Source organism: Bradyrhizobium sp. USDA 4538 (genome assembly GCF_024171045.1).
GTDB classification, from domain to species: domain Bacteria; phylum Pseudomonadota; class Alphaproteobacteria; order Rhizobiales; family Xanthobacteraceae; genus Bradyrhizobium; species Bradyrhizobium australafricanum.
Map to the genome: position 1 here is coordinate 361,416 of NZ_JALJZE010000002.1, position 12,950 is coordinate 374,365.

Here is a 12,950-nt window from a genome sequence, read left to right on the forward strand (position 1 = left end):
CTTATCTTGCATACCCAAGCCGGTACGAAGGCGTTTTGTCTCCCGTTAATCTTACAGACAGGCATGCTCGTTTGCCCCGTGGTTTGGATGGATGACAGAAGAGGTTCGACACTCAAAGTGCGACTCACCACGATTCGCGACCGCGTCCTCTGACCAACCTCCGTGCCCAGCGAGCGTGACCCAATGAGCTTCGGGCCGGGCCGGAATCGCTTATATGCGGGTCGATGTCCGGACGGACGACGAGTGGCATCGATCATATCGACAAGGAGTAACCATCGGTGTGAGTGATCTATGCAGAAACCTGCGTCGCTGTGGCAGAATCTAAATGCGTGTTAGCTTCCGACTCGGCGAATCTTGTTAAGGCTATCAAGATCTTGCAGCCCCTCTATCTGATTCCCGATCCGCTGCCCTGGGACCAGCTCGCCAGCCCGCTCACCACTGCTGAGGATGCGCTCGCGCGGCTAGACGAGCGGCTCGCCAAAAGTCCGATCCGCGACGGCTGGATCGCACGGACTCACTTCACAGACGCTTGTGCGAGTTTGTGGCTGGAAGGCGAGCTCGTCCATCTCGAGGATCTCGTTCTCCACGACGCGCATATGGACGTGCGCGCACCAACCCATGAGCTCACCCGCGCGCGCGCCGTGCTGCAAACGCGCCGGCGTATCGCCGCGGCCAAGCCCGACTGGGCACTGTCGACGGCCGGTGTTGCCAGTCTCTGCGGACGAGGAGGAAACGGCGACCGGGAAGAAGCGATCGACATAGAGGGCCGTGAGCCCGGCTCTGGTCAGGATGAATCAGCAGACATTGAGGTTATCTCGTTCGTCGGTGCCAGCGAGGCCGATGAGAGGCTCGCGGCCACCTTTGCCGCGGTTGATGCCGCGATCACGAACGCCGACCGGACTCTCGCGCGCGAAACGCGCAATCCGCACCTCACCCGCCTGGACAGCGATCCGCTCGTCTACGATCTGGACTGGGACGAGGGCGCCCGTTTCAACGAGTGGCGCGCGATCGTCGAGGCCTGCCGCTCCCGGCCGCCGACCTTGGCGGCGGCCATCGCGCTGGACGCCTGGGGCGCAATTCAACCGCTGCAGCATATGCCCTGGCTCGGCCAGCTGCTGGCCGCAGCGCTGTTGCGGGACCGTGGCAAGGCGCAATGCCATCTGCCCTGTCTGCACAACGGCCTCAAAGCCATCCCGCGCGAGCGGCGGCGACCGCGCGATGCGGCAGGCCGACTCGCCGTCCAGCTCGAGGCGATCGCGGCCGCGGCCAGGGCAGGGCTGAAAGACCACGACCGCTGGCTGACGGCTCGCACCCTGCTCGTCCGCAAGCTCGCCGGTCGCCGGTCCACCTCCCGGTTGCCGGCGCTTCTTGATTACGTGCTGACGCGACCGATCGTTTCGACAGCTATGATCGCACAGGAACTCGGCGTCACACCCCGCGCCGCTCAGAACCTCGTTGCGGAACTCGGCCTGCGCGAGGCGACCGGGCGCGGGACGTATCGGGCGTGGGGGATTCTATAGGGCGGTCGGCTCAGTGCGGCGTGGCCAGGTGGTGTTTATGATAGCTGGTCCGGACCGGTCGGCACCAGATCCCTGACATCGGGAGATAGAGCGGAGCTTTCTGCAAGGCCGCGAAGATCAACGCGATGGCCAAAATTCAGCTATCCAAACTTGCCCCGCCCTGTGGCATTGTTGTCACGATCGGAGGGAACGCAATGCCAAACCGGATTCCGCTCGACCCCAAGCTGCGGAAGGCCTTCAACGCGACGCCGAATGAGGCACGAAGCAAGGCGGAGCTCGATGCATGGTGGGATCGTCCTTACGGTCTCACTTTGTCGGACGGCCGCATCGAGGTGCGGTGCCTGAATGGCGGGGCGTGGGACCGTTCGACCCATCTCGGCGTCGCGGACGATTACGATGCGGCCTGCGCTTTGGCCGAAGCGAAACAAGCCGAATGGCTGAGGTTCCGTGAGCGCCCCTGCGTCCAATTTGATGTAGATCAGGTCGTGGTGATACGGCAGGCACAGCGGCCAGACGAAGCGCCGCAGCAGTTGGCAGCGTTCCCCACGGCGGACGCGGCAAATGACTACCTGCGAGCCAACTACCCCAAAGCGTAGCCGCCGTGATAGCCCGGTCTCGACCGGAATGGCGCGAGCGTCGGCGCCTTGGTCCGGAGCTCGGACGGCGCGAGGCGACAGGGCGAGGAAGCAACCTTCGATTTTTCAGTGCCGCGCGAAAATCCGTAGAGGGCTCGCCGGCGTCCCTCAGGAGTGAGATCATCCTTATTGGAGAATAGCCGTGCGGTGTGGTGAATGTCGCGCGAGCGGCCGGCGGTTCCGACACCGAAGACTGCATCGAGAAAATGCGGGCGGAAGATCGCTGAGGCTGCCCTCACGACAGGCGGCTTCGAGAACCTGGAACTGGTTTCCCTGAGCGCTCGCCGCGGGAGCGTTAAGCATCTGAGTTAGCAGGCGCCTCTGCATCAGTCGGATTCTGCGACGGCAAGGGTGCCGCGCAAAGGCAGGGGGGCGTCGCCAGTTTCGGCGATAGCCAACATCAGCCCCCGTTAATTCTACAGGGGACATGAACCCGCGCTCGATGCTGACTTGCCTCCGTTCACCAGAACGCGACGGAGGATTCGGCGAATGCAGGCAATTGCGATTGATGCCAACGAACACGGCGGATTGGGGTCTCTGCTCGATGAGATGCATCAGTTGCGCGCCCGGGTGTTTGCCGATCGGCTCGGTTGGCGCGTAAAGATCGAGTACGGCCGCGAGCGCGACGAATACGACAAGCTCAACCCGACCTACATCCTGGCCCTAACGGACCGCGGCGACGTCGCCGGCTGTGCCCGTCTGCTTCCGACCACGGGCCCCACCATGTTGTCGCAGACCTTCCCGCAACTGCTCCCGGGCGGCCAGCTACGGGGCAAATCTACCGCCGTTGAGAGTTCGCGCTTTTGCGTCGACACGCGAGGCGAGGGCAGGGGAGGCCGATTCCTGCACGAGGCGACGCTGACGATGTTCGCGGGGATCATCGAGTGGTCGATGTCGAACGGCTTCGACGAGATCGCCACGGCAACGGATGTGCGGCTCGAACGCATCCTGCAACGGGCGGGCTGGCCGATGACGCGCCTTGGCGGCGTGGAGCTCATCGGCGAGACCATGAGCGTCGCTGGGATCCTGCCGGCCGACCAGGTAAGCCTCGAACGGGTCTGCCCGCCTGGCTATCGGTCCGACCTGCGGCGCCCTCAGCGCGCCGCTGCGTGAGCGATGGCGGGCGATTGCCATGACCGAACTTCGTTCGCACCCGCGGCTTGTCCGCAAACTCCAGGACGCCCTCGGCGACCAGATCTGCGCCGCGCTCGAGGATCCGGCGGTCGTCGAGGTGATGCTTAATCCGGATGGGCAGCTGTTCATCGAACGACTCGCCCACGGGATGACCGCGGCCGGCAGCATGCCGGCCGCGACCGCCGAAATCATTATCGGCAGCGTCGCACACGCGCTGCAATCGGAAGCTGACGACGAGCGCCCGATCATTTCAGGGGAACTGCCGATCGGCGGCCATCGCTTCGAAGGATTGCTGCCGCCCGTCGTCGGCGCCCCCACCTTCACGATCCGAAAGCGCGCTTCGCGTCTCTTCGACCTCGAGGATTACGTGACGCAGGGCATAATGACGGCCGACCAGCTCGCGGTCATCCGCAACGCCATCGCCTCGCGCCTGAACATCGTCGTGTCTGGGGGCACCGGCTCGGGCAAGACCACACTCGCCAATGCGGTGATCGCGGCGATCGTCGCGCACGCACCTGAGCACCGCCTGGTCATTCTCGAAGACACGGCCGAGATCCAGTGCGCCGCTGAAAACGCCGTATCGCTTCACACGAGCGACACAGTCGATATGGCGCGCTTGCTCAAGAGCACGATGCGCCTACGACCCGATCGCATCATCGTCGGAGAGGTGCGCGACGGCGCGGCGCTCACGCTGCTCAAGGCGTGGAACACCGGCCACCCGGGCGGCATCACCACGATCCACGCCAACAGCGCTCTGTCCGCGTTGCGCCGTCTCGAGCAGCTCACGGCCGAGGTCAGTCAACAGCCCATGCGCGAGGTCATCGGGGAGGCGGTCGATCTGATCGTCTCGATCGAGCGAACGGATCGCGGCCGACAAGTCCGCGACGTGCTGCATGTCGAGAGCTTCTCGGCGGGCCAATACCAAACTCAATCCTACGTCCCAAAGGAGGAGCCCGATGTCGCGTAAACACATAGTGATTGTAGGCGCCGGCAGCCTGCTGCTCGCACTCGTGATGTCGGACGCCTGCTTTGCCTCCACCAGCGGCGGCGGCAATCTTCCTTGGGAGAGTCCGCTCCAGCAGATTCAACAATCGATCACCGGCCCGGTGGCCGGATTCATCGCGCTTGCCGCCGTAGCCGTTGCCGGCGGCATGTTGATTTTCGGCGGCGAGCTCAACGATTTCGCACGGCGCCTCATGTACGTGGTGCTCGTCGCCGGCATCCTTCTTGGCGCCACACAGATCGTCGCCTTGTTCGGGGCAAGCGGCGCCTCGATCGGCGATGTCGCACGTACGGCGCCGAGCACAGATAGGGCAGGGAACCCCAATCATGGCTGAGGTCGGTGCCAATCTCAGACGTAGTCGCATCCATCGCGCGCTGTCGCGGCCGAACCTGCTGTTCGGCGCTGACCGCGAACTCGTGCTGTTGACAGGCCTTGCCGCCGTCATCCTGATCTTCGTCGTGCTCACCTGGTACGCCGCAATCCTGGGCGTGGCGATCTGGATCGTTGTCGTGGCGGCGCTACGGATGATGGCGAAGGCCGACCCGATGATGCGGCGGGTCTATGCCCGTCACATCTCCTACCGGCCTCACTACCGGGCGACCTCGACGCCCTGGCGCCGTTACTGAGGTCCGCTCATGGTCGCGCTACGCTCCTTCCGTCACTCTGGCCCATCCTTCGCCGATCTCGTGCCTTATGCCGGGCTCGTTGCGAACGGGATCGTGCTGTTGAAAGACGGCTCGCTGATGGCGGGCTGGTATTTTGCCGGGCCTGACTCGGAGAGTTCGACGGATGCCGAACGCAATGAGGTCTCGCGCCAGATCAACACGATCCTTGCGCGCCTTGGTTCCGGCTGGATGATCCAGGTCGAGGCGGTGCGGGTGCCGACCACAGATTATCCGGCGCGGGAGGACTGCCATTTTCCCGATCCGGTGACGCGGGCGATCGATGACGAACGCCGCAGCCGGTTCGAGCAGGAGAGGGGACATTTCGAGAGCCGCCACGCGATCATCCTGTCCTGGCGGCCGCCCGAGCGGCGGCGCGCGGGCTTGGCCCGCTACATCTATTCCGATGCCGAGAGCCGATCGGCCTCCTATGCTGATACGGCGATCGAAAGCTTCCGCACTTCGATCCGCGAAGTCGAGCAGTATCTCGCAAGCGTCCTGTCCATCCGGCGCATGGAAACGCGCGAGATCGATGAGCGCGATGGCACGCGCATGGCGCGCTACGATGAACTGTTCCAGTTCATCCGCTTCTGCATCACCGGTGAGAATCACCCGATCCGCTTGCCGGATATCCCGATGTATCTCGACTGGCTGGCCACGGCGGAGCTCCAGCACGGCCTGTCGCTGATGGTCGAGAACCGCTTTCTCGGCGTGGTCGCGATCGACGGATTCCCAGCGGAGAGCTGGCCGGGAATCCTCAATTCCCTTGATCTGATGCCGCTGACCTACCGGTGGTCGTCGCGCTTCATGTTCCTCGACGACCAGGACGCGCGGCAGAAGCTCGAGCGCACCCGGAAGAAGTGGCAGCAGAAGGTCCGCCCCTTCATCGACCAGCTGTTCCAGACGCAAAGCCGATCGATCGATCAGGATGCGGCCGCCATGGTGGCCGAGGCCGAGGATGCGATCGCGGAAGCCTCTTCGCAACTCGTCGCCTATGGCTATTACACGCCGGTCATCGTGCTGTTCGACGAGAGCAGCGCGCGCCTGCAGGAGAAGGCGGAAGCCGTCCGTCGTCTGATCCAGGCCGAAGGCTTTGGCGCGCGCATCGAAACGCTGAACGCGACGGAGGCTTTCCTCGGCAGCCTGCCCGGCAATTGGTACGCCAACATCCGCGAGCCGCTCATCAACACGCGCAACCTCGCTGACCTGATCCCGCTCAACTCGGTATGGTCGGGCAATCCGATCGCGCCTTGCCCGTTCTATCCACCTAGCTCGCCGCCATTGATGCAGGTCGCATCCGGCTCCACACCCTTCCGGCTGAACCTTCACGTCGATGACGTCGGCCACACCTTGGTGTTCGGACCGACAGGCTCCGGCAAGTCGACATTGCTCGCGCTGATCGCAGCGCAGTTTCGGCGTTATGCCGGCGCGCAGATCTTCGCCTTCGACAAGGGCCGTTCAATGATGCCGCTGACGCTGGCTGCCGGCGGCGACCACTACGAGATCGGCGGTGATGAGGTGGACGGCGCGGCCGCGCTCGCGTTTTGTCCGTTGTCAGACTTGTCGACGGACACCGATCGCGCCTGGGCAGCGGAATGGGTCGAGACGCTGGTCGCCGTGCAGGGCGTCGTGATCACGCCCGATCATCGCAACGCCATCTCGCGGCAGGTCGGCCTGATGGCCGAGGCGCGCGGACGATCGCTCTCGGATTTTGTGTCGGGCGTGCAGATGCGCGAGATCAAGGACGCGCTGCATCACTACACCGTCGACGGTCCGATGGGTCAATTGCTCGATGCCGAGAGGGACGGCCTGCAACTCGGGTCGTTCCAGACCTTCGAGATCGAGCAGCTGATGAACATGGGCGAGCGCAACCTCGTCCCGGTCCTGACCTACCTGTTCCGGCGAATCGAGAAACGGCTGTCTGGCGCGCCGAGCCTGATCATCCTCGACGAGGCCTGGCTGATGCTCGGCCATCCCGTCTTCCGCGACAAGATCCGCGAATGGCTGAAGGTCCTGCGCAAGGCCAATTGCGCGGTGCTGCTCGCCACCCAATCGATCTCGGATGCCGAGCGCTCCGGCATCATCGACGTGCTGAAGGAAAGCTGCCCGACGAAGATTTGCCTGCCGAACGGCGGGGCGCGCGAGCCCGGCACGCGCGAGTTCTACGAGCGTATCGGCTTTAACGAACGGCAGATCGAGATCGTCGCGACGGCGGTTCCCAAGCGCGAATACTACGTCGCTTCGCCGGAGGGCCGTCGCCTCTTCAACATGGCGCTCGGCCCTGTCGCGCTCTCCTTCGTCGGTGCGTCCGGCAAGGAAGACCTGAAGCGCATCCTGGCGCTGAAGAAGACCGCGGCCAATTGGCCCGTTCACTGGCTCAAGGAAAGGGGTATCGGCCATGCCGAGACGCTTCTCGCCGATTTGTAAGGCGGCCATCATCGCCACGACGATCGGATCGATAGCAACCAGTCCGTCGTTCGCTGGCTCCTCTGTAGGAGGAGTTGGCGGTGCGACCGAGTTCACGCAGCTTCTTAACAACGGACAGTTGATCCAGCTCGCTGGTCAATCCGCTCAACAGATCAACAACCAGATTCAACAGATTTCGCAGCTCGCCCAGCAGATCCAGAACCAGCTGAGGATCTACGAGAACATGCTGCAGAACACAGCCCAGTTGCCCTCGCATGTCTGGGGGCAGGTGGAGGGCGATCTCAAGCAGCTCCAGAACATCGTCAACCAGGGCCAGGGAATGGCCTTCTCGATGGGCAACATCGATGATGTCCTCAAGCAGCGCTTCCAGAGCTATTCGCAGTTCAAGACCAATCTCCCGAATGGGGCGAGCTTCACCTCCACGTACCAGAACTGGTCGGCGACGAACCGCGACACGATTTCGAGCACGTTGCAGGCGGCGGGCCTCACCTCCCAGCAATTCGCGACCGAGAACTCGACGATGGCGCAACTCAAGATGGCCTCGGAGAGCTCGGATGGTCAGATGAAGGCGCTGCAAGTCGGCCATGAGATCGCCGCGCAAGAAGTCGCCCAGATGCAGAAGCTGCGCGGTCTCATCGCACAGCAGACCACGATGATGGGGACATGGTTTCAGTCCTCGCAGGCAAGCAAGGACCTGTCGCAGGCGCGCCGGGAGCAATTCTTCAACGCGACCGCGCCGGCCACCTCCGGCGGCCAGACCATGGAGCCGCGTTGGTGAGATCGTCCACAATCATCATCGTCGTCATCGCGATCGGCGCCTGCGCCGCAGGGGCCTGGGTATTCTTCGCGCGGCGGGGTCCGGTGGCGGGACAAGGGACCGAGTCGCGCGCCAGCGACTTCTTCAAGCCTACGCAGGACTACAAGACGTCGGGCGGCCAACAGATGAAACCGCGTTGGTAGGGGAAGGGGGCAGGGGGTGCGTGGGATCAAATCGGGGCTCGTTCTGATCGTTGCGATCGGCATCGTCGTTGCTGCGCATCCTGCCTTGGCGCAGCAGGACGGCAGTGTTCTCACGACGGTGGAAAATTCGGTGACGACGGCCGCCAAGGGCTGGCAGACGACCGTCATGCAGGCGGCGAAGTCGCTGTTTTGGATCCTCGCCGGCATCGAGGTCGGAATTGCCGCGGTCTGGCTCGCCATTCAGACCGCAACCCTCGATGCCTGGTTCGCCGAGATGGTGCGGCGGATCATGTTCATCGGCTTCTTCGCCTTCGTGCTCGACCAAGGGTTCACCTTCGCGAAAGCGGTCGTCGACAGTCTCTATCAGATCGGTGCTGGCGGCGGCTCGGCCTCGCCCGCGGATGTGTTCAACGCGGGTCTCAAGGTCGCCTCTGCAATGTCGCAGAACGCGCAGTTTGGCCTCTTCCAGGACAATGCGCTCGCGATCGCCTCGGTATTCGCCATGGTAATCGTGGTGATCGCCTTCTCGCTGGTCGCGGCGATCTTCGTCGCGGTGATGGTCGAGATGTATGTCGGCTTGCTCGCCGGCATGATCATGCTCGGTCTCGGCGGCTCGTCCTTCACCAAGGACTTTGCCATCCGCTATCTCGTCTACGCCTTCTCCGTCGGCATGAAGCTGATGGCGCTGGTGATGATCGCCAAGATTGGTTCCGACGCCTTGCTGAACCTCGCCAACCAGACCGGCACCGGCAACGATGCCTTCGTCGGGACGCTGGCGATCGGCGGCATCTCCGTCGTCGTCTTCATCATCTCGATGTACGTGCCGAGCATCGTGCAAGGCGTCGTGCAGGGCGTCTCCGTCGGCAGCGGCATGGAAGTGGTGAAGCATGCGGGGCAGGCGGCGAGCTTCGCGGCCGGCAGCGCTGCGCTCGCCATGGGAGGTGCGCGGGCAGGGGCGGCCGGGTTCAGTTCCGCACGCGCCGACGGCGCCTCGTTTGGCGCGGCCGCCCTCAAGGCGATGACGCAAGGCATCGGCACAGCGGGCGGCGCGCTCGCCTCCGCCGCACGCGACCAGGCCATCGGTGCGCCGGGCTCGTTCGGCACGTCGACGCTCGGCCTCGCCAACGCCAAGCTCGATCAACGGGTCGCCCAGAAGAAATCAACCGGAAAGACCTGAACGGGGCGACCGACAGATGATGAATGGAGATGCTTTCCCGAATGCCCACGCGTAATCCGTCCGATAATCTCTATCTCGCCGCCCGTCAGGAATGGAACGAGCGCTACGGCTCCTATGTGAAGGCGGCAGCGGCCTGGCGCACCGTCGGCATCGTCGCCATGGTCATGGCCGTGATCGGCTTCGCCTATGCGTTGTTCCAGAGCACGCAGGTCAAGCTCGTCCCATACATCGTCGAGGTCGACAAGCTTGGGACCGCCTTGAGCGCCGGCTATCCGCAGCAGATCGAATATGCGGATCCGCGCGTAGTGCGCGCGACGCTCGGAAGCTTCGTGTCGAACTTCCGATCGGTGACACCAGATGCGGTCGTCCAGAAGCAATATATCGATCGGACGTATGCGCTGCTGCGGACCTCCGATCCCGCCACGCAAAAGATCAATGACTGGTTCCGGAGCAACTCGCCCTTCGAGAAGGCGAAGACGACGACGGTCGCGGTCGAGGTCAACAACATCGTCGCCCTGTCGAACCAGTCCTATCAGGTCGACTGGACCGAATTTGAACGCGACAGGAAGGGAAAGGAAACCGGCGAGCACCGCTTTCGCGGCGTCGCCACTGTCACGCTGACTCCACCCCAGGACGAGCAGACCATCCGGCTGAATCCGATCGGCCTTTACCTCCGTGATTTCGACTGGACGGCGCAACTATGAAAGGGGCGGGGACACCGATGCACCCAAATATGACCAGAGTTCATCCATGCATTGTTTTGGGGGCATCCGCCTTCGGCTTGCTTCTTGCCAATGTCAGTGCGCACGCGCAGGCGATGAACGCCAAGGAACGAAAGGGCACGAGTATCTCGAGCCAGTGGCGCGCATCGACCGGCCTTGTGACGCGCGGAACGGACGGCAAGGTCGTCTTCCTGTACGGCGAGGTCCAGCCCTCCGTCGTCTGCTCGCCGCTCGAGGTCTGCGACATCGAGCTCGAGGCCGGCGAGGTCGTGCGCGATGTGCTGGTTGGCGACACCGTACGCTGGAAGGTCGAACCGGCGACCTCTGGAGCGGTCGGCGGGCAAGCCATCCACCTGATCGTCAAACCGTCGGAGCCGGGACTCGCCACCTCGATGGTGGTGACGACCTCGCGGCGGACCTATCACATCCAGCTCAAGTCGAATGCGACCCAATACATGGCGCGCGTCGGCTTCGAGTATCCGGAGGATGTCGGCAGGCGGCTCGCGGACGTCAACGCGCGCATTGGCGCCGACACAATTCCGGGCGCCGGCGTTCCCGCCGAGCAGTTGAGCTTCGCCTACAGCGTGAGCGGCAGCGCGTCTTGGCGGCCGACGCGCGTCTACAGCGACGGCGTGAAGACCTACATCCAGTTTCCGTCCTCGCTATCGGGTCAGGATGCGCCGGTCCTCTTCGTAGTTTCGGGCGGTCAGAACCGCATCGTCAACTACCGGTTGAAGGACGACATGATGGTGGTCGACTATCAGATCGACACCGCCATTCTGGTCTCCGGCGTTGGCTTCTGGAACCAGGACAAGGTGACAATCCGGAGGGGAGGCTGATGATGCGCTCGATCTCCTCGATGCGTCGGCTCGTCCTTATCTCCCTGCTCGACCTGCCGCTCGCAGGATGTGCGTCGTTCAGCGGCGGCACCCTGGTTTCGAGTTCGGCGCCGCCCGAGCTGTCCGGCGCCGCGGCTTCTGCAATCGCCGGCGACATGGTGACGAAATTCGCCGAGCAGGTCGGTCCTGGCACAGGCACGATCATCCTGAAGCGAGACGGTTCGCCCTTCGGCCAGGCTCTGGAAACATCGCTCAAGAGCTGGGGATATGCGGTTGCCACCGATCAAAAGACCAGTGCCAAGAAGACCATTCCACTCGCCTATGTGATCGAAGCCTACAATGGTCAGGTCCTGGCGCGCTTGTCGACGGGCGACGTCGAACTCGGCCGCGCCTATGCCGCGACGGCCGCTGGAGCGTCGCCGGCCAGCCCTCTCTCCGTCATGCAGCGCGGTTAGGAGAGGGCGGTCATGGCGCAATCCCTGAAGCTTGGCGGTGCTCCGGAGGACGCGGAGGGCAGAGGGATCCGGCGCCTCAACCGGCTGCCGATCATCGTCGCCATCGTGCTGGTGATCGTGTTCTTCGCCGTCATTTTTTACGGCCTGACGTCGCGCGGACTGTATTTCCGTCGCGAGGCCGGCATCGACAGCGCCTCTTCCAACCCGGCCTCGACCTATGCCGATCAACTCAAGAAAGGCGTCTCCAACGGCATCATTGGCGACCAACAGGAGGCACAGACGTTCCAGCCATCGCCGGCGCAGCCTGAAACCCAAAAGCCGGCAAAGAATCCCTTCGGCCGCCAGCCGACGGAGGCACCGGCCGGCTCGCAACTCGAGCCGGAAGCGCTGTGGCGGGCGCGCCTCGAGCGGGAGGCCCATGAACAATATTTGAGGGAGCAGCAGCGCCAGCGCATGGCCCGCGTGCAGGCCAACGGCGCGGCCTACGATTCTCCGCTCGCCATCAATGTCAGCAAGCTGCAGACATCAAGCGCACCCGTGAGCAATGCATCGCCATCGACGACGACACCACGCGGTTCTACAGGCGGAGCGGCAGACCTTTATGCGGCAGCGCTTCGCGCAGGCTTCGGCACGCAGAACATCGATCCGAACGGGCAAACGGCGAAAGAGGATTTCTTCAACGCAGACCTCAAGAAGCTCGGTTACCTCCCCAACAAGGTGGTCGCGCCGACATCCGCCTACGAATTGAAACGTGGCTCCGTCATTCCAGCGACGCTGATCACCGGCATCAATTCCGATCTTCCCGGTCGCATCACGGCCCAGGTCAGCCAGAACGTCTATGACAGCGCCACAGGCCATCAGTTGCTGATCCCGCAGGGCGCCAAACTCCTGGGACGGTACGATTCCAAGATTTCGTTCGGGCAAAGCCGCATCCTTGTCGTCTGGACTGACATCATCTTCCCGAACGGCTCGACGCTCCAGATCGGAGGCATGGCGGGCACGGACTCGGAAGGCTATGGTGGCTTCAATGATCAAGTCGACAATCATTATTTCCAGGTATTCGGCTCCGCGATCCTGATTGCCGCGATCGGCGCTGGCATCGATATGTCGGTGCCGGCGAGTTCGCCGTACGGATATCGGCAAACGCCTTCAGATGCCGCACGAAACAGCTTTGCCGAGACGTTTGGCCGCGTCGCCGAACAGACCATCAGCAAGAACCTGAACGTCCAGCCCACATTAGAGATTCGTCCCGGTTATGTGTTCAACGTCCTCGTCGACCAGGATATGGTCTTTCCCGGCGCCTATCGCAGATAAACGATGAACGACAAAACCGGCTGACGAGTTAGCACTGACTGATCGCGTTTGGGTGATCGAGCAACTTGTCGCCGAGAAAAGCGATGCCTGTAGCACTTGTCA

The 12,950-nt window shown here is 63.3% G+C and carries 14 protein-coding genes; all 14 read left to right on the plus strand.

The features are described 5' to 3' along the window. Positions 1-374: 374 nt before the first annotated feature. The 14 genes from J2R78_RS42990 (at position 375) to trbI (ending at position 12,848) form a co-directional block, all read left to right on the plus strand. Complete coding sequence (locus J2R78_RS42990) at positions 375-1,520, plus strand: RHE_PE00001 family protein (RefSeq protein WP_256559093.1); 1,146 nt, start codon at positions 375-377, stop codon at positions 1,518-1,520. A 125-nt stretch (positions 1,521-1,645) separates the two neighbouring features. Continuing rightward, complete coding sequence (locus tag J2R78_RS42995; protein WP_253610609.1) at positions 1,646-2,116, plus strand: hypothetical protein; 471 nt, start codon at positions 1,646-1,648, stop codon at positions 2,114-2,116. A gap of 528 nt (positions 2,117-2,644) precedes the next feature. Continuing rightward, positions 2,645-3,268, plus strand: a complete 624-nt coding sequence (gene traI / locus J2R78_RS43000) for an acyl-homoserine-lactone synthase TraI (RefSeq protein WP_253610608.1) — start codon at positions 2,645-2,647, stop codon at positions 3,266-3,268. Positions 3,269-3,287: 19 nt separating this feature from the next. After that, a complete protein-coding gene (gene trbB, locus J2R78_RS43005) occupies positions 3,288-4,256 on the plus strand; it encodes a P-type conjugative transfer ATPase TrbB (RefSeq protein ID WP_253610606.1) in 969 nt (322 codons plus the stop codon). Next, a complete protein-coding gene (locus J2R78_RS43010; protein WP_253610605.1) occupies positions 4,246-4,626 on the plus strand; it encodes a TrbC/VirB2 family protein in 381 nt (126 codons plus the stop codon). The genes trbB and J2R78_RS43010 overlap by 11 nt, the downstream gene beginning before the upstream one ends. Then, the gene (locus J2R78_RS43015; protein ID WP_253610604.1) at positions 4,619-4,918 is read left to right on the plus strand and encodes a conjugal transfer protein TrbD; all 300 of its coding nucleotides are present in this window, start codon (positions 4,619-4,621) and stop codon (positions 4,916-4,918) included. Before J2R78_RS43010 ends, J2R78_RS43015 begins: the two co-directional genes overlap by 8 nt. 9 nt (positions 4,919-4,927) lie before the next feature. Continuing rightward, positions 4,928-7,381, plus strand: coding sequence for a conjugal transfer protein TrbE (locus J2R78_RS43020; protein ID WP_253610603.1), 2,454 nt, complete (start codon positions 4,928-4,930; stop codon positions 7,379-7,381). Then, the gene (gene trbJ, locus J2R78_RS43025; protein ID WP_253610602.1) at positions 7,353-8,159 is read left to right on the plus strand and encodes a P-type conjugative transfer protein TrbJ; all 807 of its coding nucleotides are present in this window, start codon (positions 7,353-7,355) and stop codon (positions 8,157-8,159) included. The genes J2R78_RS43020 and trbJ overlap by 29 nt, the downstream gene beginning before the upstream one ends. Continuing rightward, positions 8,156-8,341, plus strand: coding sequence for an entry exclusion protein TrbK (gene trbK / locus J2R78_RS43030; protein WP_253610601.1), 186 nt, complete (start codon positions 8,156-8,158; stop codon positions 8,339-8,341). Before trbJ ends, trbK begins: the two co-directional genes overlap by 4 nt. 16 nt (positions 8,342-8,357) lie before the next feature. Next, the gene (gene trbL, locus J2R78_RS43035) at positions 8,358-9,518 is read left to right on the plus strand and encodes a P-type conjugative transfer protein TrbL (RefSeq protein ID WP_253610600.1); all 1,161 of its coding nucleotides are present in this window, start codon (positions 8,358-8,360) and stop codon (positions 9,516-9,518) included. Positions 9,519-9,559: 41 nt separating this feature from the next. After that, a complete protein-coding gene (locus J2R78_RS43040) occupies positions 9,560-10,222 on the plus strand; it encodes a conjugal transfer protein TrbF (protein WP_253610599.1) in 663 nt (220 codons plus the stop codon). A 29-nt stretch (positions 10,223-10,251) separates the two neighbouring features. Then, a complete protein-coding gene (gene trbG / locus J2R78_RS43045) occupies positions 10,252-11,079 on the plus strand; it encodes a P-type conjugative transfer protein TrbG (RefSeq protein WP_375167156.1) in 828 nt (275 codons plus the stop codon). Between the two features lie 2 nt (positions 11,080-11,081). Next, complete coding sequence (gene trbH, locus J2R78_RS43050) at positions 11,082-11,534, plus strand: conjugal transfer protein TrbH (RefSeq protein WP_253610666.1); 453 nt, start codon at positions 11,082-11,084, stop codon at positions 11,532-11,534. A gap of 12 nt (positions 11,535-11,546) precedes the next feature. Beyond that, entirely contained in the window at positions 11,547-12,848 is a 1,302-nt protein-coding gene (gene trbI / locus J2R78_RS43055; RefSeq protein ID WP_253610597.1) for an IncP-type conjugal transfer protein TrbI, read from the plus strand. Positions 12,849-12,950: the final 102 nt, after the last annotated feature.